Raw genomic sequence first — 18,554 nt, forward strand, 5'->3', positions numbered from 1 at the left:
TGAAGCTTTTTTGAAAAAGAAAGTGCTTTTCGTACGAGCCTGGAAATACGTTGCCTGAGTGTGCCGTTGTATCGTTCGATGTGATTTGTCTTTCCCGATTCCTTGCCGACAGCGTAATGACGGAATTCCGGAAAGACGGCGTTATAAGCTTCCCAAAAATCGGTATAGAAATCGGCTAATTCTTGATAATCGCGTGGCAATGAATTCCATAATCCTTGTGCACTCTCAATGCCACGAGATCCGATATACAGGCCGATAACATATCCAGAGTCACGATCCTTCGCGATCCAAACCCATTGTTTTTCATCTTTTTTCAAAACAAATGACCACAGTTCATCGCACTCGACAACCAGTCGAAAATGAGACAACTTTGGCACGTTTAATTGGCGCGGAACGCCCTCGTATTTTTGATTGACATAGATTTGTAGCCAGGATTCAGAGACATTTGCAACACGCGCGATACCAGCAAGCGCAATCCGTTCAAGAAGCAGTCGATCAATCAGCGATTTGGTCTCTTCAGAAATATCTGAAACCAAGGGGTCAAGCACGAATTGACGACCACATTCCCGACAAAGATGGTTTTGCTTTCCGGTTGCATTAAANTCCGTTCAAGAAGCAGTCGATCAATCAGCGATTTGGTCTCTTCAGAAATATCTGAAACTAAGTGGTCAAGCACGAATTGACGACCACATTCCCGACAAAGATGGTTTTGCTTTCCGGTTGCATTAAATCCATTCTTCACGATCTTGGTAGAGTTGCAAGTAGGGCAGTGATTCATGTTTGAATAAATCCAGTCAGATAATAGATCATATAGATTGTGGCACTACCCAAAAACCTATTGCGATTGACTTCTCATTGGCCGTGGGATTGTGTGGCAGGGGTGACGCATGCGCTATAAATCGCTTGTGTGCCAATTGCTTATTCATTGGCGTTCGAAATGTTCCAAAATCCGCCGTCACCGCCAACGGAAGGGCGCTGGAACCTAATTCTATTGCGTTGGGTAGCGCACAGACGGTAGCTGGGGTTCGTCTCTAAGCTGATCTCGGACATCAACGAAGCTTCCCAGATTGAATGTTTCTGGTGCTTGTTCGCGGTTTCGAATCAACAAGAGACGGTATTGAGTATGAAGAAGTTATTCTCAGCAGTTTCCGGCTTTCCGAGGGGGGCGACGGACCGAGTAGAGGGTGCTCCGCCGACGTTTAAGCCGATTGACGCACATCCCGTCGAAAACCCGACGGATTCAATCCTGACCACGGCTTCTCGGTTCCCAACCCGAAAACTTCCGTTCGCCATGGCCTTCCTCCTTTCCGGTGTCGTGGCTCCGGCCGCGTTTGCTCAGCCTTACGGCGCCCCTGGTTACGGCTATGGCCCTCCGGGTTACGGCCCTCCGGGTTATGGCTACGGCCCTGGTGCTCAGGGTTCGGGTATGGCCGCGGCCCCGCAGCAGGCACCCCAAGCAATAGAAGCGGCAAGCGTGGCACAGCCGCCGATCCCCCAGGCCGCCGACGCGCCGGCGCCGCAGGGCGTGGCACAGGCCCGCGATGACGGGGTCACTGGCCCGGCGACACCGCGGAAGACGGCCGAAAGCGAAGAAGCGGCCGGAGTCGAGCAACAGATCCGCCAGGCCGATGAGGCGCTGGCACAGCAGAACGTGGCGCAGGCCCGCGGGATGCTGGAGCAGGTATTGCACGAAATCGAGCAGACTGGCCCGCGGGCCAATGCCGAACGCCAGAAGGTACTGACCCAGATCCGGGACGGAGTGACAGAGGCCATTGCGGCGCTTGGCCAGAACGACTCGCGGAAAGCGCGCCAGGCACTGCAGGGGTTCGCGCAACAGAGCCAGGGTGAGGGCGAAAGGGCGATCCTTCGGACCATGGTATCGGTGGACGTTCCCGAGCCGGTGGTCACGGTCAACCAGTCCGATTCGATCGTCCAGGTCCAGCAGGGGCAGGCGCAGGTCGCGGTCGACCCGGGCCGCGCACAGGTGACCGTCAATCAGGCCGCACCGCAGGTGCGCGTGAACATGCCGCAGCCGAAGATCACCATCGACATGCCGGCCCCCGATATTCTCGTGGCGATGCCCAATCCCACCGTGTCGGTGAACGTGCCGCAACCGCAAGTATCGGTCGACCAGGCCGCGCCGACGGTGACCGTCGAGCAGGGCAAGCCAGAAGTGCAGGTCGGCAGCGACGCGAGCGCGGGCACGGGACAGTCTGACGTCCGGGTCGAGAAGGGGCAGGCACAGGTCAGGATGAACGACGCGCGGCAAGCGGCGGTGAGCATCTCCGAAGCCCAGCCCCAGGTTCGCTACAACGCGGCCCAGCCGGTGGTCCAGATCGAGAGCGAAGGCGAGCCGCGGGTTGAGTTCGTCCAGTCAGGCGAGGCTCGCGTCCAGATCCGGCAGATGAGCGCCGACGAGACCCGGGAAATGGCGAAGCAGCAGGCTTCACGGATGCAGGGCCAGACGGCGGCGCCGTCTGAGCAGGTCGCACAGCCGGCAGCGGCTAGCGGGCAAGCCCGCGACGACGCGAATACCGCCGTGAGTGCCGCGTCCACGCGAGACATGCCGTCGACCGTCGGGGACATCACCGGCTACGCCATTGTCGACAGTCATGTGAAGAAGCTCGGCGATATCCTCAAAGTGGTGAGCGTGAACAACCGACTCTATGCCGTGATCGGCTCCGGCGGCCTTCTCGGATTCGGCGATAAGCAAATGGCGATCGAGCTGTCGTCGCTGGTGTTTTCCAACAACGCACTGATGGCGCCGGACGTTCCGGGGAACCAGATCGCAACCCTGCACGGTTTCAAGTCGGATGCCTATCCCCCGCTTGAGGACAAGTATCCGGTGACCATCGGCAGCCTCTGAGCCGGATGACGAGGTGACCTTTGGGTCGACCTCGGGCCGGCGGAGCGATCCGCCGGCAATGTTTCGTCGCCCGCCCGTGCCCTTATGGTGCGGGCGTTCTCCTAATGAGCCCGGCAGGGCGCTCCATGGATAACCCTAAAAAAGCTGTCAGCTTTCAGCCTCCAGCCGCCAGCTATTGGGAATCCGCAACTTGGCCATTGACCAAGACCGGCCGAGGCTCAGCCATTGGGTGAAGCCAGCAAGAAGCGAAAACCTCGGCCATGCAACGGCTGTAGGCTGATCGCTGGCGGCTGTAGGCTGGATTCGGAGGCACGGGGCACAGCGAATCGTTTATCCAACTCGCCGTGTGCGTTAGCGAACAGACTCGGGCCTGACATCGCGTTTAGCCTGGTTCAAATGGCGCCGTGTTCGAGTGCGGCGCGTGGGAATCAGCGAACCAACGAGCAGACAGAGGAGCATGGCCATGGGTCGGTTAAGCAAGACTTCACTCAATCAGAGAGAACCCCTCCCACCCCATCGCCCGATGGCGGAATCGCTCGCGCCTCGGATCCTGCAGGCCAAGGAGTTGATCCGCGAACGCCGCCGGATCGCCCTGGCCTACCGGCGCAGTCAGAGTGACTTCGACCGCGATCGACTGGAAATCATCGATCACGAACTCGCCAGCCACAACATCGATATCCCGGCCATCCAGCGCTGTGTCGCCCAACGGAAGATCTGAAACCGTGACCCCCGCATTCAAAAAGAAGGCGGCGGCGACAGTCATCCTGATTGCCGTCGCCGCGATCGCGGGACTGGCCTGGACCGCCCTGCAACCCTCGGGTCCCGGCGCCGGCTTCGTCAGCGGCAACGGCCGCATCGAGGCCACCGAGGTCGATGTTGCCACCAAGCTTGGCGGACGGGTGGACAGCATTCTGGTCAAGGAGGGCGATTTCGTTGAGGCCGGTCAGCCGCTGGCGCGGATGCAGGTCGATGTCCTGGACGCGCAGCGCGACGAGGCGCTGGCCAAATCCCGCCAGGCCGTGACCGCCGTCGCCAGCGCCAAGGCCCAGGTCGCGGTGCGCCAGAGCGACACCGCCGCCGCGCAGGCCCTGGTGGGGCAGCGCGAGAGCGAGCTGGACGCGGCGCAGCGGCGCTACGCGCGCTCCGAAACCCTGTCCGAAAAGGGCATGACCACCCGCCAGATCCTCGACGACGACCGCGCCAGCGTGCATGGCGCGCAGGCGACGCTGGCCGGGGCGGAGGCCCAGGTGACCGCGAGCGAGGCGGCGACCGCAGCCGCGCGCGCCGAGGTCGTCGGCGCCAATTCCGGCGTCGAGGCGAGCGAGGCGACGGTCGCCCGCGTCGAGGCCGACATCGAGGACAGTCAGCTCAAATCCCCGCGCGCCGGGCGGGTGCAATACCGCATCGCGCAGCCCGGCGAGGTGCTGGGCGCCGGCGGCAAGGTGCTCAACCTGGTGGATCTCAGCGATGTCTATATGACCTTCTTCCTGCCCGAGCGGGCGGCCGGTCGGGTCGCGCTGGGCAGCGAGGTGCGTCTCGTGCTCGATGCGGCGCCGCAATATGTGATTCCGGCGCGGGTGTCCTATGTCGCCAGCACCGCGCAGTTCACGCCCAAGACGGTCGAGACCGCCAGCGAGCGGCAGAAGCTGATGTTCCGCGTCAAGGCGCGGATCGACCCGGAGCTGCTGAAAAAACACCGCACCCTGGTCAAGACCGGCCTGCCCGGCATGGCCTGGCTCAAGGTCGACGAGCAGGCCGTCTGGCCGGCTGACCTGGTGCTGAAGGTGCCGGATTGACCGCTGTCGATCCGCCGGAGCAGGATGCGCCGGCGCCGGTAGCCAGCCTGACCGACGTGAGTCTGCGCTACGGCAAGGTCGTGGCGCTGGACGCCATCGCGCTGGACATCCCGGCCGGGCGCATGGTCGGACTGCTCGGCCCGGACGGCGTGGGCAAGTCCAGCCTGCTGGCGCTGCTGTCCGGCGCCCGCGCCATTCAAGAGGGCAGGGTGCAGGCTTTGGGCGGGGACATGGCGAGCGCGCGCCATCGGAGCCGAGTCTGCCCCCGCATCTCTTACATGCCCCAGGGGCTGGGCAAGAACCTCTATCCGACCCTGTCGATCGAGGAAAACCTTCAGTTCTTCGGTCGGCTATTCGGCCACCCGGCCGCCGAGCGCCGCCGTCGCATCGACGTGCTCACGGCAAGCACCGGCCTGACCCCCTTCCTGTCGCGCCCGGCTGGCAAGCTTTCGGGCGGCATGAAACAGAAGCTGGGTCTCTGCTGCGCCCTGATCCACGATCCGGACCTCTTGATCCTGGACGAGCCGACCACGGGCGTCGATCCGCTCGCCCGCTCGCAGTTCTGGGAGTTGATCAAAGGGATAAGAATCAAGCAAACCGGCATGAGCGTGATCGTCGCAACCGCCTACATGGACGAGGCGCAGGGCTTCGACTGGCTGGTGGCCATGGATGCCGGCCGTGTCCTGGCGACCGGCACACCGGATGAGCTGCTGAAGCGCACCGGCAGCGAGTCGCTGGACGCGGCCTTCATCGCGCTGCTGCCGGAGGACCGTCGGCGCGGTCATCGAACCGTGACGATTCCCCCGCTCGCCGCCGGAGTCGATGCCGAGATCGCCATCGAGGCGAAAGACCTCACCATGCGCTTCGGTGACTTCGTCGCCGTCGATCAGGTGAATCTCTCCATCCGCCGCGGCGAGATCTTCGGCTTCATCGGGTCCAACGGCTGCGGCAAGTCCACCACCATGAAGATGCTGACCGGACTGCTGCCGGCCAGCGCGGGCCGCGCCGCGCTCTTCGGGCAGGCGGTCGACCCCAAGGACATCGCCACGCGCCGGCGCGTGGGCTATATGTCGCAGGCGTTTTCGCTCTATTCGGAGCTGTCGGTGCGCCAGAACCTGGTGCTGCACGCGCGTCTCTTCCAGGTGCCGGAGACCGAAATCCCGGCGCGGGTGGAGGAGATGGTCCAGCGCTTCGGTCTGGCCGAGTCGGTGGACGCCATGCCCGGCACGCTGCCGCTGGGCATCCGCCAGCGTCTCTCGCTGGCCGTGGCCATGGTGCATCGGCCCGAGCTGCTGATCCTGGACGAGCCCACCTCGGGCGTCGACCCCATCGCGCGCGACAGCCTCTGGCAACTGATGATCGACCTGGCGCGCCAGGATCGGGTCACCATCTTCATCTCCACCCATTTCATGAACGAGGCCGGGCGCTGCGACCGCATCTCGCTGATGCACGCCGGGCGCGTGCTGGTCACCGATGTCCCGGCCGAGCTGGTGCGTCAACGCGGCGCGGCGACCCTGGAGGCGGCCTTCATCGGCTATCTGGAGGACGCCGGCGCGCGTGGCGAGACCTCAACCGCACCGGCGACGGCGGCCCCAGCGGTTCCGGCGACGGCGCCGCGCGCGCGCCGCCTTCTCTTCAGCCCTGGGCGCGCCTGGAGCTACGCCCTGCGCGAGACGCTGGAGCTGAAGCGCGACCCGATGCGCGCCACCATGGCGCTGCTCGGGACGGCGCTGCTGATGTTCGTCTTCGGCTATGGCATCAGCCTGGACGTGGAGGATCTCAGCTACGCCGTGCTCGACCGCGACCGGACCGGCTTGAGCCAGAACTACGCCCTGAACCTGTCCGGCTCGCGCTACTTCGTCGAGCGCCCGCCGATCCTCGATGACCGCGATCTCGACCGGCGCATGCGCGCCGGCCAGCTCGCGCTGGCCATCGAGATCCCGCACGGCTTCGCGCGCGACATCGCGCGCGGTCACAGCGTGCAGATCGGCGCCTGGGTGGACGGCGCCATGCCGGTACGCGCCGAGACGGTGCGGGGTTACGTGCAGGGCATGCACCAGGGCTGGCTGCTGGAGCAGGCGAAACACCGGCTCGGCCAGGACGCCGCGACCGGACCCGCGACGATCGCGACCCGCTTTCGCTACAACCCGGACGTGCGCAGCCTGCCGGCGATGGTGCCTGCGGTCATCCCCATGCTGCTGCTGATGATCCCGGCGATGCTGACCGCGCTCGCGGTGGTGCGCGAAAAGGAGCTTGGCTCCATCATCAATCTCTACGTCACCCCGGTCACCCGCAGCGAATTCCTGCTTGGCAAGCAGCTCCCCTACATCCTGCTGGCGATGCTCAACTTCGCCCTGCTGACGCTGCTGGCGGTCACCGTCTTCGGGGTGCCGGTCAAGGGCAGCCTGCTGGCGCTGACGACGGGGGCGCTGCTCTTCGTCACCTTCTCGACCGGCTTCGGGCTCTTCGCCTCCACCTTCACCCGCAGCCAGATCGCGGCCATGTTCGTGACCATCATCGGCACCATCATCCCGGCCGTCCAGTTCGCCGGCATGCTCAACCCGGTGTCCTCGCTCGAAGGCGTGGGGTATCTCATCGGCCAGGTCTATCCGGCCGCGCACTTCCTCACCATCACGCGGGGCGTCTTCAACAAGGCGCTGGGCTTCGCCAGCCTCGACGCCTCCTTCTGGCCGCTCGCGCTGGCGGTGCCGGTGATCCTGACCCTGTCGATCCTGCTGTTGAAGAAGCAGGAGCGCTAAGGATGCCGCATCTCGCCAATATTTATCGGCTGGGCGTCAAGGAGCTTTGGAGCCTGGCGCGCGACCCCATGATGCTCGTCCTCATCGCCTACACCTTCACCGTCTCCATCTATGTGGCGGCCACGGCGATGCCGGAGACCCTGCACAAGGCGCCGATCGCCATCGTCGACGAGGACGCCTCGCCGCTGTCGGCGCGCATCGCCAGCGCCTTCTATCCGCCGCGCTTCGATCCGCCGGCGATGATCGCCCTCTCGGAGATCGACGCCGGCATGGATGCCGGGACCTATACCTTCGTGCTGGACATCCCGCCGGACTTCCAACGCGACGTGCTGGCCGGGCGCTCGCCCGCCATCCAGCTCAATGTCGACGCCACGCGCATGAGCCAGGCGTTCACCGGCAGCAGTTTTGTCCAGCAGATGGTGCTGGGCGAGGTGGGCGAGTTCGTCCAGCGCTATCGTGGCAGCGCACCCTTGCCGGTCGAGCTGGCCCTGCGCACGCGCTTCAATCCCAACCTGGAGCAGTCCTGGTTCGGCGCCCTGATGGAGATCATCAACAACGTCACCCTGCTGTCGATCATCCTGACCGGCGCGGCCCTGATCCGCGAGCGCGAGCACGGCACCATCGAGCACCTGCTGGCGATGCCGGTCACGCCCGCCGAGATCATGCTGGCCAAGGTCTGGTCGATGGGTCTGGTGGTGCTGCTGGCCGCTGGCGTGGCGCTGGTCTTCGTCGTGCAGGGTGTGCTGCGCATCCCGATCGAGGGCTCGCTCGCGCTCTTCCTGGCCGCCGCCGCGCTGCATCTCTTCGCCACCACCTCGCTCGGCATCTTCATGGCCACCCTGGCGCGCTCCATGCCGCAGTTCGGCATGCTCGCGGTGCTCATCCTGCTGCCGCTGCAACTGCTCTCGGGCAACTCCACCCCGCGCGAGAGCATGCCGGAGCTGGTACAGGACGTGATGCTGGCCGCGCCCACCACGCACTTCGTCACCGCCGCCCAAGCCATCCTCTATCGCGGCGCCGGCCTCGACGTGGTCTGGCCGCCGTTCCTCGCCCTCGCCGCGATCGGTGGGATATTCTTCGCCGTCGCGCTGTCCCGCTTTCGCCGGACGATTAGCGCGATGGCGTGAGTCCAGATCCCAAACGCCATCATGACTGGAGCGATCGGTATGAGTAGGGAGGAAAAACACGGATGCGACACACCAGCCATGATCCCGTCACCGGACTGCCCAGCGGGGCGCTGATCCGCGATCGGCTCGCCAATGCCCTGCAGCGTTCACGGCGCAATGGCTTGAGTCTGGTGGTGCTGTTCGTCGATCTCGACGGCTTCAATCTGTTCAAGGACGCGGATGGCCATGACGTCGGCGACCGTTTGCTTAAGCAGGTGGCCGCCCGGCTTGCCGAGCAGATCCGGCCGGGGGATACCTTGGCGCGTTTCGCCAATGAGGAATTTGTCATCCTCTGCGAGCAGATCGAACAACCGGCCACGCTGTCCGTCCTGGCCGATCGCCTCAACGAGGCGTTGCGTCAGCCATTCGAATGCGACGGGCGGCGACGGATCGTGACGGCGAGCGTCGGGCTCGCCATCGGTAACGGCAATACCCATTGCGTCGATGATCTGTTGAGCCATGCCGAGACGGCGATGTCGGCGGTGAAGGAAGAGGGCGGCGACGGCTGGCGGTTTTTCAGTCCAGGTCAGCACGACCTGGACCAGCAGCGGTTCGCCATCGTCAATGGTCTGCGCACGGCGATCGAGCGCAACGAGCTGTCGACCCGTTTTCAGCCGATCGTCGTCGCCGAGAGCGGTCGCATCGTCGGCGCGGAACTGCTGCTGCGCTGGAACTCGTCCGAGGGCGAGATCTCGCCCGCGGTCTTCATTCCGATCGCCGAGATGACCGGCGCCATCGTGCCCATCGGCGTCTGGGTCTTCCGTCAGGCGTGTTTGGCCGAGGCCAACTGGCGTCGGCGCTGGGGCACCGAGGCGCCCTATGTGTCGGTGAATGTCTCGCCGCGACAGTTGAGCAAGGAATCGCTGGTCGAGGAATTTGCCGCCATCCTGTGCGAGACGGGGGCCGACCCGGCGCGCCTGCTGCTGGAAATCACCGAGACCGCGCTGATGGCGGATGTCGAACTCAATCTGCGCCTTCTGCGCCGCTTGACCGAGCTGGGTCTGCGAGTGGCCGTGGACGATTTCGGCACTGGTTATTCCTCGCTGGCGCAATTGACGCGCCTGCCGGTCGCGGTGCTGAAGATCGACCGGGCCTTCGTCGATGGCCTCGACAAGCGCCCGGAGAATCGCGCCGTCATCCGCGCCGTGATCGGGCTGGGCCGCGCGCTTGGGCTGAAACTGGTGGCGGAAGGGGTCGAGACCGACGCCCAGCGGCTCGAACTCCGCGCCCATGGCTGCGAGTTCGCCCAAGGCTATTACTTTCACCGTCCGCTCGAAGAGCCGGCGTTCGTCGCGACCCTGGAGTCCGAGCTTCGGGGCGGCGGCCTGGCCGACGCGGCGTCGCCACTCCACTTTCTCATCTATGTCAGCCAGGCAACGCCGCCGATGACCGAGGCGACGCTCGACGCCTTGCGGGAACAATCCAGAACCCTCAATCGCTCGACCGGCCTAACCGGCTGTCTGCTCTACCAGGACGGACTCTTCATGCAGATGCTCGAAGGCCAGCGGGAGGTTGTGTCTGCTTTGATGGACCGGGTCAAGACCGACCCGCGTCACCGCGACCTGCGCATCGTCATCGAGGGTCCGGCGCGCCGGCGGGTCTTCCTGGATTGGGGCATGGTGGTACGCGACCTGACGCCAGGTCCGGACGAACCGGATTTCACGCCCTGGCCGGGCCGCCGCTTGAGTTTCCGCGATCTGGCCGAGGATGCGCGGACTTGCTACGTCTATCTCACCGCCTACGCGGGCGGCGGCATGTCGGAGGGAATCAGGGCCTGACGTCAATCGCCCGCCGCCAACAGCGCGGAGAGTTTAGCCAATGCCTCGGAAGGTTCCACGTTGGCCGCGTCTCACGCAAAGCCGTGAAGGAGGGGTGGAGCAAGCGGCATGATGGGCGTCAGACCACGGCGCCCGTCAGCCCGAGTGACTTTCATGAGCCGCCTCGGCCAGCACCCGCGCGGCCCATTGGTTCAGGCTGATGCGGCTGCGCTTGGCGGCCTTGATCGCCGCGGCATGGATGGCCGGGTCGACGCGCAGCATCAACCGACCGGAGGCCGGCTTGTCTGGCTCCTGGTCGAGCTTGGCGCAGGCTTCCAGGTAACTGTCGATCGATTCGCGAAAGGCTTGCTCGAATTCGCTAACCGATTCGCCATGAAAACCAATGATGTCGTCAATGTCGAGCACACGCCCGACGATGATCTTGTCGTCCGGGTCAAAGGTCATGCTGGCCTGATAACCGCGATAGTGCATCACGTTGGTTGCGCTCATGGGGTCATACCGAGTTGTTGGAGGTATTCGCGCACCTGCTTGACGCGGTATTTGAGCGCCTCTTCGCGCGGGTGCGGCCGATGGAAGTTGGCTCTACGGCCGTCGTTCTCGAAGGTGACGGCCGAGCCGTGGCCTTCGACCACCCGGCAGCCGACAGCGATCAGCAGCGCTTCGATCCGCGACCACTCCAGATTCCCATTGACGGGATCGGAGAAGATCGCCTCAAGGGTCTTTCGGTGCTTGCTGTTCATGGGTGAAAACGATAGCAAAAAATAGAACATGCGCCATCAGTCGATGGGAGCGGCCATGCCAGGCCCAACCCTCCACGACTTCACCCCGCCCCGGCCTAGGCGCCATCCTAGCCGGTCGTCGCCAGTACAAAACCAGCGATAGTTCGTGGCCACGCTGATCGACAAGGTCAAGACCGACCCGCGTCACCGCGACGCGCGCATCGTCATCAAGGGTCCGGCGCGCCGGCGGGTCTTGGGGTTTGGGAATCAATGGAACAGAAAACGCATTTAAGCCCTGGCGGCCTCTCTGCGAGCGGTCGCCAAAATGCGATAAACCGTGGCCTCGCCCAAGTTGAGCTGGTGGGCAATCCTGGTTTTGGTCAGGCCTTCGGCGGCCAGGCGAACGACTTCCTGTCGCTTGTCGCGCGCCACCGGTTGAAGTCCTTTGTATTTCCCTGCCGCCTTCGCTTGGGCGATTCCCTCACGCTGACGCTCCAGCATCACCTCACGCTCGAACTGAGCCACACCGCCTAAGACCGTGAGCATGAGCCTTCCGGTCGGGGTCTGGGTATCCATCCCCAGATTTAAGATCCGCAACCCGACCCGCTTTTGTTCCAGGACGTCGATGATCCCCATCAGATCCGCCACCGAGCGTGCGAGTCGATCGAGGCGGGTCGCCGGAGCGGCTTGCGAGAGTGAGGTTCCCCCGAAAATTAGTCTTCCAAGGGTGACGTAAACTGACGTTCACACTGGAGAGGCTGATGCAGAAGATCCCGAAGCAGGAATACACCGTCGAGTTCAAGGAGCAGGCGATCAAGCGGGTCAAGGATGGCAAGACCGTGGGCGCCGTGGCCAAGGAGATGGGACTGGTCGAGCAGACGTTGCGCCACTGGGTCAAGGCGTCACATGCCGGCAAGCTCGATGGCCCTGGCACCCGGAAGGTGACGCCAGAGGAGATGGAACTGTCGCACCTGCGCGCTGAAAACCTTCGTCTCAAGCGCGAGGTCGAGATCTTAAAAAAAGCGACGGCATACTTTGCGAGGGATGCGCTGTGAAGTATGCCTGGATTGACGCGCAACGCCCGACGTTCGATCTGACCGCGATGTGTGCGGTGCTGGCGGTCAGCCTCAGCGGCTACCGGGCCTGGAAACACGGTGGCAAGCCTGATCGCAAAGGGCTCACCGATGCCCAGATGCTGGTCCTGATGCAATCCATCCACGCCGAGTTCAAGGGCGCCTACGGCAGCCCGCGCCTGGCGCGAGAGCTACGGGCACGGGGTTTCTCGGCGAGCAAGGAGGGGGTGGAGCGATTGATGCGCACGCACGGGATTCGTGGGCGTCACAAGCGGCGCTACAAGGTTACGACCGACTCCCAACATACGCGGCCGGTGGCCGACAACCTGCTAAAACGCGACTTCACCCCTAGCGCTCCGAATCAGGTGTGGACGGCCGACATCACCTACCTGTGGACCGATGAAGGCTGGCTGTATCTGGCCATCGTGTTGGATCTGTTCAATCGCGAGGTGGTGGGGTGGTCGCTGAAACCGCGCCTGACGGCCGACATCGTCACGGATGCGCTGACCATGGCCTGGTTCCGACGCAAGCCGGAGCCGGGCCTGATTCACCATTCCGACCGCGGCAGCCAGTACGCCAGCCAGGTTTTCCAAGACAAGCTGATGAGCTACGGGATGGTCTGCTCGATGAGCCGCAAGGGCAATTGCTGGGATAACGCCCCCACCGAAAGCTGGTTCAACAGTTTCAAGCACGAGCGGGTCTTCGGGGAGCACTTCGCCACCCGTGAGGCGATGAAAACCATGACGTTCGAGTACATTGAGGTGTTTTACAATCGTCGACGCTTGCACTCCACCCTGGGTTATGTGTCCCCGGTTCAGTTCCTGAAAAACTGGATCAGGCCACCCCAGGAAGAGTTGCAGGTCGCATGAACCAACTCTCTTGGAAGACGAAAAACCGAGGGAACCTCAGAGTGCCGTTATCTGGGGGAGGCCAAGACTCACCTCCAACATCTCCTCACCGTCGTCGCGATCAACCTGATTCGCATTGGGTGTTCCAGGTTCGCCGCTCTGCAACAAGGAGCGGGCTAACCCGGTCGGACAATTCGCTACCAGCGTCACTGTTGGATCTACCCCTACCGGCCGAATTGATGATCGAGGCCATCCCGCCAACCTTTGGCTCGAGCCAGGCCTGGGGATCAGAAGTCCACGGCATCCCGGATCAGCGGGCAGGTCATGCAGTGACCGCCCCCGCGACCGCGGCCAAGCTCGGCCCCGACGATGGTGACGACCTCGACCCCGGCCTTGCGCAGCTCGGTGTTGGTCCAGGTGTTGCGGTCGTAGGCGACCACGACGCCGGGCGATAGACAGACCAGGTTGTTGCCGCTGTCCCACTGGCCGCGCTCGGTCGTGGAGTGATCACCGCCGGTCTCGATCACCCGCAGCTTCTTGAGGTTCAGGGCCTCGGCGACGACCTCCACGAAAGGCCTTCTCTCCAGGGTCGCATCGATGGCGCCGGGTCGGTCGCTGGGCCGCAGGGAGATGCTGTGCACCTGGTCCATGATCGGCGGATAGAGGGCGACCAGGTCCCGGTCCGCAAAGGTGAAGACGGTGTCCAGGTGCATCGCCGCGCGCCGCTTGGGCATGCCGGCGACGATCACACGCTCGGCGGCTCCCTTCTCGAACAAGGCCGTCGCCACCTGTGCGATGCCCTGGCGTGAGGAGCGCCCGCTCATGCCGATCAGGACGACACCCTTGCCTACCGGCATCACATCGCCGCCCTCCAGCGTCGCGCGGCCGAAGTTCTGATCCGGATTGCCCCACCAGACCTGGATGGTCGCGCTCGTGAAGCTCGGGTGGAACTTGTAGATCGCGGTGGTGAGCAGGGTCTCCTCGCGACGCAACGGCCAGAACAGCGGGTTGAGTGTCACGCCGCCGTAGATCCAGCAGGTCGTATCGCGGGTGTAGAGCGTATTGGGCAGGGGCGGCAGCAGGTATTCGTGCACGCCATGGGCTTCCCGCGCCAGCGACAGATCGCCCGAGGCGCGGTACTCGTCAGGCAGGTCCACCACCGACAGGCCGCCGACCAGGTACTCGGCGAGCACCCGGGGCGGGAGGCTTTCCAGATAGGCCCGCGTGCTCTCCATCGATCCCAGACCGACATTGTCCGGGGTGATCTTGCGGTCGAGGAGCCAGTCACGGGCCTCCGGGATCGCCACGGTCTGCGCGAGCAGGTCATGCATCTCCACGACCTCGATCCCGCGGTCGTGCATCTTGGTCATGAAGTCGAAATGGTCCCGTTTGGCCATCTCCACCCAAAGGACATCATCGAACAGCAGATCGTCCTTGTTGCCCGGCGTGAGTCGCAGGTGAGCGAGACCCGGCGCGCAAACCATGACCTTGCGCAGCGTACCGACCTCCGAGTGGACGCCGTACGCGGGCGCGAGAAGGCTTGCATTGCCCATGGCATGCGGTCTACAGGTAGGTTTTCAGCAGATAGATCCACAGCCCGATCAGCAGCAGCGAAACCACGAGCTGCGGCCACATGACCCGCAAGAACCCCTTCTCCTTGACCTGACGCTGACGCGCCACATAGGCCTCTCGCTCGGCCTCTTGAAGCCCGATCAGCCACTCGTCCCCATTGATCACCAACTCGTCGCCTTCCGCGTGGAGGAACACCGTCGCCTTCGAGGTCGCCAGCCAAAAGATGAGATAGAGGAGACCGCCGAACAACGGGAACAGGAACAGCACGATCAGGAACAGCCACCAGCCAAAAGGCCGGCGTCCCACGAGCGCGGCGGTGGTCTCGGTGGTCGTCACCGGCTCCCAGCCATAGGCGACGAGCTCACCCACGCGCTGACTTAGCTTGGCTTGCATCGGGTTTCTCCTCGTTTGAGCAACAGCTTCGGATTGATTCGTGATTCGATGAACAGTCAGGGCCGACCGCGGCTCGGCGACCGTGGGAACTGTAAGAGACCGGCTGAAAGGCGGCTATTGGACCTTGGTGAAATGGGTGCGAGACGGGCTTGGCCGCCTCCCAACGCGGGGTTGGTGGGCCGCGGGGTGGCCGCGGCGCAGGTGCGGACGCGTCGAGAGACGCCCGTCGCGGATTGGACGGCAGGTGGGTGGGTGGCGCGCGATCGACGTTGGCAAACCTGAGGGCGCCCGCCGCTCGGGATGCCGGGAAGGGATGACGGCGAGGTCTCAAGCCATGGGGGTGCGTCCCAACCGCTCGGCCATGCGCGCCAGTTCCACCACCGACCTCACGCCCATCTTGCGCATCAGGCGCCCGCGGTGGACCTTGATGGTCTGCTCGCCAGTGCCGAGGTCGGCCGCGATCCGCTTGTTCAGCTTCCCGGCGATGACGTGGTCGAGCACCTCCCGCTCCCGCGGCGTCAGCGACGCGAGCCGCTGGCGCAGGGTCTCCAATTCCACGTACTCGATTTGTTGAGCGGAGGCGCGTTGCAGTGCCGCGCGAATCGCCGCGAGCAGCTCGGTCGCATTCACCGGCTTGGTCAGAAAGTCCTCGGCACCCGCCTTCAAGGTCCGCACGCTCAAAGGGATGCTGCCATGGCCGGTGAGGAAGACGATGGGAAGCTGGACGCCGCCGCGGCGCAGCCGCTCCTGGACCTCGAGACCATCGATCTCGGGCATGGCCAGATCCAGCACCAGGCAGGCAGGCCCCGGATGGCGCTCGTGGGCGAGAAACTCCTGCGCGCTGGTGAAGCCGCGCACCTTGAGTCCGGCGGCGCCGAGCAGCCGCGTCAGCGCCTTCAGGATCTCGGGCTCGTCGTCCAGGACATAGACAAGCGGTTCATCGGTCATGATGTTGGGCCGTCTCTGGGTAAGGACAGGTAAATGGTCGTTCCGCGGCCGGGCGCCGATTCTGCCCAGATCCGCCCGCCATGGCCCCTGACAATGGAGCGGACGATCGCCAGCCCCATCCCGAGCCCCTTGGGCTTGGTGGTATAGAAGGCGTCGAAGATGCGTTTCGGATCGGGCGCGCCGCACCCGTTGTCCGCCACCTCGACCAAGATCTTGTCCGCGTGGGCAAGCGTGACGACCGAAATCCGGCGCTCGTGCGGCCGGTTACCGGCCACGGCTTCGCAGGCATTGTTCAGGAGATTGACCACGACCTGCTCGATCATGAGGCCGTTGGCCTGCACCGAGGGCAGGCTCGAAGCCAGGCTCAGGGACAGGTTCACGCCCTGATCGTCGAGCTCGCTGCCAATCAGGGTCAGCACACGCTTGATCTCATCATTGACGGACAGATGCTCGGGCTCGGGCTCGGGCTCGGGCTCGCCGCGCTCGAGGATTGAGCGAGCGTGCCGAATCACATCGGCCGCGCGCCGGTCGGCGCTGACGATGTCGGCCAGGATTTCGCGCACCTCGGACAGGTTCGGCACGGGCTGGGCCATCAGGGCTTGAGCCGCCTCGGCGTTGGTGAGGATCATGGTCAGCGGCTGGCTCAGCTCGTGGGCCATGGACGCCGAAAACTCGGCCAAGGCCTCCACCCTGGACGCGCGCTCAAGTCGCGCCCGTTGGCGGCGGATCTTGTCCTGCATGGCCCTGCGCGCCGTGATGTCCATGCTCACGCCCATGAGCGTCCGGGGATCCGACGCGGTCTCGGCGACGCAGCGGCCCAAACCGGCAAGCCAGCGCACTCCGCCGTCGGGGTCGAGGACGCGGAACTCGGTGCGGTAACTGTCATTCGAGCGCAGAGCGACCTCGATCAGCGCCTTGAGTCGCGTCCGGTCACGCCGATGCACCCGTTCCAGGAAATCGGCCAGATTCAGGCTCCCGGTGCGCGGCAATCCGAAGAGCTCGCGCGTCCGTTCGGTGGCCCACACGTCTTCCGATGGCCCCTCGAGGCTCCAGAATCCGGCGCCGGAGGCCTCCGCCGCCAGGCTGAGACGCTGCGCGCTGACGCCCAGGGCGGCGTCCATCGACTGGACTTCACGCTCCGCGCGCACGGCGCGCAGCAGCCCGATACTGAGTTCGTAGCCCATCGCGATGGCAATGAACAGCATCAGCGGCGCGATGAAGACGGGCATCTGAACGAAGCCCCAGAACACGAGCACCACCTGGATCGTGCCGAGCGCGACGGGGATCAGGAGACTGAGCACCAACGACAGTGCGCGTTGGCGCTCTCTACGCCGCCAGGCACTGAGGCCGCCGTCGAGGATGAAAAGCAGCAGGAGGACGTTGCTCACCTGGCCGGCAAGCATCCAGGGATTGGGCACGCCGGTCGCCATGGAGAGCGGTTCGCCGAGCAGCCTGATCTGGTCGATTCCGGTCAGAGCGGCATAGTTGAGAGAGGATCCCGAGGTGAAGTTGGCGACCAGCGCAACCGTCCGCAGCGCCACGGCGAGCCAACCCACCCATAAAAACCGTGGCCGCAAGCGCAAGTGAACCAAACCGACGATGGCGCAAATGCCCGACCAGGTCGGTACGTGCCACCAGCGCATCGCGAGGCCGTATTCTTCCAGCGTCCGTGTGTGCAGCATCCAGAACTCGGTCCCCACGACGCCGACGATGCTGGCCGCGAGCAGCACGAACATCAGGTAGGCCCCATTGTCCCGCTGCATGACCCAGGCGGCGAGATAAATCCCGGCAAGTGTGGACGCGATGGTCGCCGTCGCGCCATAGAGCATCGTGATCCAGCGCATCGCCTATCCGACGGCCATGCCGTGTGCCGCAGCGTTTAACCAAGGTGCAATTTCGGCGCATCGGCCGCTTCCATAAGATTGGGCCATCCGCCACTCCGATGCGGCCACAGTGCCCAAGCATACCAGCTTGGCGCCATACCAATCATAGATCCCGAGGATTCGTTATGGACGCCGTCGCAAGCAGACCTTGGCTGCCAGTCGAGCCGGAACGGCTATCGAAGCAGTTTTCTCGGCTTGGCTGGCTCGGTTTCTGGATTCAGTTCACGCTGCTCACAATTCCGCTTCTGCTGCTCGCCTACGTCCTCCTGATGAGCAGTCCGGGGTCTGCCCGGCGCATCGGGATCGACTTGAGCAACTATCTGTCCTACGGCAGCCTGCTCGTCATGGTCTTCACGACCTTCTGGTTCTTTCGCTACACGCGTATCGGAAAGGAGATCGCCGACCCGATGCGGCGTCCGGCACGGGCATCGGTTGATGCATGTGCTCTGGGTGGGTCTCTGGGGAAGCGGCGTCGGGATCGCTTTCTCAATGATTTTGCTGTTCGGCGCCGCTGGGCGATTGCTGTTCGTCCTGCTGGCGAATCCGCAGACAGGGCTCATGATCTCGCCGGGGCTAGGCGGTGATCCGGGTCAGTCGATCTCCGCGATGGATGCGATCAGCCTGACATCCCTGCTCGTCATTCTCGGCGCGGAGCTGATCGTGCTGAGCCTGTCGGTCTGGCTACTGTTCAGGACGACCAGGTCGGCGCCGGTCGAATCCGCCGCGGCCATCTAAGTCGCGAGGCGCGCGCGA

18 protein-coding genes and 2 pseudogenes are annotated in these 18,554 nt (G+C 64.1%); 11 read left to right on the top strand and 9 right to left on the bottom strand.

Going from position 1 to position 18,554, the window contains the following annotated elements; genetic code table 11:
* A partial coding sequence (locus CKO27_RS04660; RefSeq protein WP_207280601.1) for an IS1 family transposase occupies nucleotides 1–602 on the bottom strand: 602 nt, incomplete at both ends.
* 70 nt (nucleotides 603–672) lie between these two features.
* Nucleotides 673–778, bottom strand: a pseudogene (locus tag CKO27_RS25240) (IS1/IS1595 family N-terminal zinc-binding domain-containing protein); the annotation flags it as partial.
* A gap of 696 nt (nucleotides 779–1,474) precedes the next feature.
* On the opposite strand from CKO27_RS25240, the gene CKO27_RS04670 reads away from it, so the two are divergent.
* The 6 genes from CKO27_RS04670 (at nucleotide 1,475) to CKO27_RS04695 (ending at nucleotide 10,365) form a co-directional block, all read left to right on the top strand.
* Nucleotides 1,475–2,866 carry a hypothetical protein gene (locus CKO27_RS04670; protein WP_200373721.1) on the top strand — a complete coding sequence of 464 codons (1,392 nt, stop codon included), beginning with the start codon at nucleotides 1,475–1,477 and terminating at the stop codon, nucleotides 2,864–2,866.
* Between the two features lie 463 nt (nucleotides 2,867–3,329).
* Nucleotides 3,330–3,584: a hypothetical protein gene (locus CKO27_RS04675; RefSeq protein WP_200373722.1), complete on the top strand. Its 255-nt coding sequence runs from the start codon at nucleotides 3,330–3,332 to the stop codon at nucleotides 3,582–3,584.
* Nucleotides 3,585–3,588: 4 nt separating this feature from the next.
* Nucleotides 3,589–4,662, top strand: a complete 1,074-nt coding sequence (locus CKO27_RS04680) for an HlyD family secretion protein (RefSeq protein WP_200373723.1) — start codon at nucleotides 3,589–3,591, stop codon at nucleotides 4,660–4,662.
* On the top strand, nucleotides 4,659–7,421 hold the full coding sequence (gene rbbA, locus CKO27_RS04685) for a ribosome-associated ATPase/putative transporter RbbA (protein WP_200373724.1): 2,763 nt from the start codon (nucleotides 4,659–4,661) through the stop codon (nucleotides 7,419–7,421). The genes CKO27_RS04680 and rbbA overlap by 4 nt, the downstream gene beginning before the upstream one ends.
* Before the next feature lie 2 nt (nucleotides 7,422–7,423).
* Nucleotides 7,424–8,548 carry an ABC transporter permease gene (locus CKO27_RS04690; protein ID WP_200373725.1) on the top strand — a complete coding sequence of 375 codons (1,125 nt, stop codon included), beginning with the start codon at nucleotides 7,424–7,426 and terminating at the stop codon, nucleotides 8,546–8,548.
* Between the two features lie 62 nt (nucleotides 8,549–8,610).
* Nucleotides 8,611–10,365: an EAL domain-containing protein gene (locus CKO27_RS04695; RefSeq protein ID WP_200373726.1), complete on the top strand. Its 1,755-nt coding sequence runs from the start codon at nucleotides 8,611–8,613 to the stop codon at nucleotides 10,363–10,365.
* 135 nt (nucleotides 10,366–10,500) lie between these two features.
* Here the strand turns inward: CKO27_RS04695 and CKO27_RS04700 are convergent, their stop codons facing one another.
* Both CKO27_RS04700 and CKO27_RS04705 read right to left on the bottom strand, forming a co-directional pair.
* A complete protein-coding gene (locus tag CKO27_RS04700) occupies nucleotides 10,501–10,854 on the bottom strand; it encodes a type II toxin-antitoxin system HicB family antitoxin (protein ID WP_200373727.1) in 354 nt (117 codons plus the stop codon).
* The gene (locus CKO27_RS04705) at nucleotides 10,851–11,105 is read right to left on the bottom strand and encodes a type II toxin-antitoxin system HicA family toxin (RefSeq protein WP_200373728.1); all 255 of its coding nucleotides are present in this window, start codon (nucleotides 11,103–11,105) and stop codon (nucleotides 10,851–10,853) included. Before CKO27_RS04705 ends, CKO27_RS04700 begins: the two co-directional genes overlap by 4 nt.
* 145 nt (nucleotides 11,106–11,250) lie before the next feature.
* Here CKO27_RS04705 and CKO27_RS24410 point away from each other — a divergent pair, with 145 nt between their 5' ends.
* Nucleotides 11,251–11,376, top strand: a complete 126-nt coding sequence (locus CKO27_RS24410) for a BLUF domain-containing protein (RefSeq protein ID WP_242470730.1) — start codon at nucleotides 11,251–11,253, stop codon at nucleotides 11,374–11,376.
* On the opposite strand, the gene CKO27_RS04710 is transcribed toward CKO27_RS24410, so the two are convergent.
* Nucleotides 11,373–11,798 carry a recombinase family protein gene (locus CKO27_RS04710; protein ID WP_338115898.1) on the bottom strand — a complete coding sequence of 142 codons (426 nt, stop codon included), beginning with the start codon at nucleotides 11,796–11,798 and terminating at the stop codon, nucleotides 11,373–11,375. The two genes, CKO27_RS24410 and CKO27_RS04710, sit on opposite strands and share 4 nt — an antisense overlap.
* A gap of 47 nt (nucleotides 11,799–11,845) precedes the next feature.
* Here CKO27_RS04710 and CKO27_RS04715 point away from each other — a divergent pair.
* Nucleotides 11,846–13,026 (top strand): IS3 family transposase gene (locus CKO27_RS04715; RefSeq protein ID WP_200373730.1). Its coding sequence is split into 2 segments (ribosomal slippage): nucleotides 11,846–12,098 and nucleotides 12,098–13,026, totalling 1,182 coding nucleotides; the frame shifts between segments, so codons are not numbered across the junction.
* Between the two features lie 36 nt (nucleotides 13,027–13,062).
* Nucleotides 13,063–13,185: pseudogene (locus CKO27_RS25455) on the top strand (hypothetical protein); the annotation flags it as partial.
* A 107-nt stretch (nucleotides 13,186–13,292) separates the two neighbouring features.
* Here the strand turns inward: CKO27_RS25455 and CKO27_RS04725 are convergent.
* From CKO27_RS04725 to CKO27_RS04740, 4 genes are all read right to left on the bottom strand, one after another.
* Nucleotides 13,293–14,558, bottom strand: a complete 1,266-nt coding sequence (locus CKO27_RS04725) for an arginine deiminase (RefSeq protein ID WP_200373731.1) — start codon at nucleotides 14,556–14,558, stop codon at nucleotides 13,293–13,295.
* A 10-nt stretch (nucleotides 14,559–14,568) separates the two neighbouring features.
* Nucleotides 14,569–14,970 (bottom strand): hypothetical protein, encoded by a 402-nt coding sequence (locus tag CKO27_RS04730; protein WP_200373732.1) that lies wholly within the window; start codon nucleotides 14,968–14,970, stop codon nucleotides 14,569–14,571.
* Between the two features lie 327 nt (nucleotides 14,971–15,297).
* Nucleotides 15,298–15,918: a response regulator transcription factor gene (locus CKO27_RS04735; protein ID WP_200373733.1), complete on the bottom strand. Its 621-nt coding sequence runs from the start codon at nucleotides 15,916–15,918 to the stop codon at nucleotides 15,298–15,300.
* Complete coding sequence (locus CKO27_RS04740; protein WP_200373734.1) at nucleotides 15,915–17,762, bottom strand: sensor histidine kinase; 1,848 nt, start codon at nucleotides 17,760–17,762, stop codon at nucleotides 15,915–15,917. Before CKO27_RS04740 ends, CKO27_RS04735 begins: the two co-directional genes overlap by 4 nt.
* A gap of 164 nt (nucleotides 17,763–17,926) precedes the next feature.
* On the opposite strand from CKO27_RS04740, the gene CKO27_RS25245 reads away from it, so the two are divergent.
* A complete protein-coding gene (locus CKO27_RS25245; RefSeq protein WP_200373735.1) occupies nucleotides 17,927–18,385 on the top strand; it encodes a DUF3611 family protein in 459 nt (152 codons plus the stop codon).
* A complete protein-coding gene (locus CKO27_RS24890; protein WP_420825813.1) occupies nucleotides 18,279–18,536 on the top strand; it encodes a hypothetical protein in 258 nt (85 codons plus the stop codon). Before CKO27_RS25245 ends, CKO27_RS24890 begins: the two co-directional genes overlap by 107 nt.
* Nucleotides 18,537–18,554 lie beyond the last annotated feature (18 nt).

The organism is Thiocystis violacea (assembly GCF_016583575.1).
Lineage (GTDB): Bacteria > Pseudomonadota > Gammaproteobacteria > Chromatiales > Chromatiaceae > Thiocystis > Thiocystis violacea.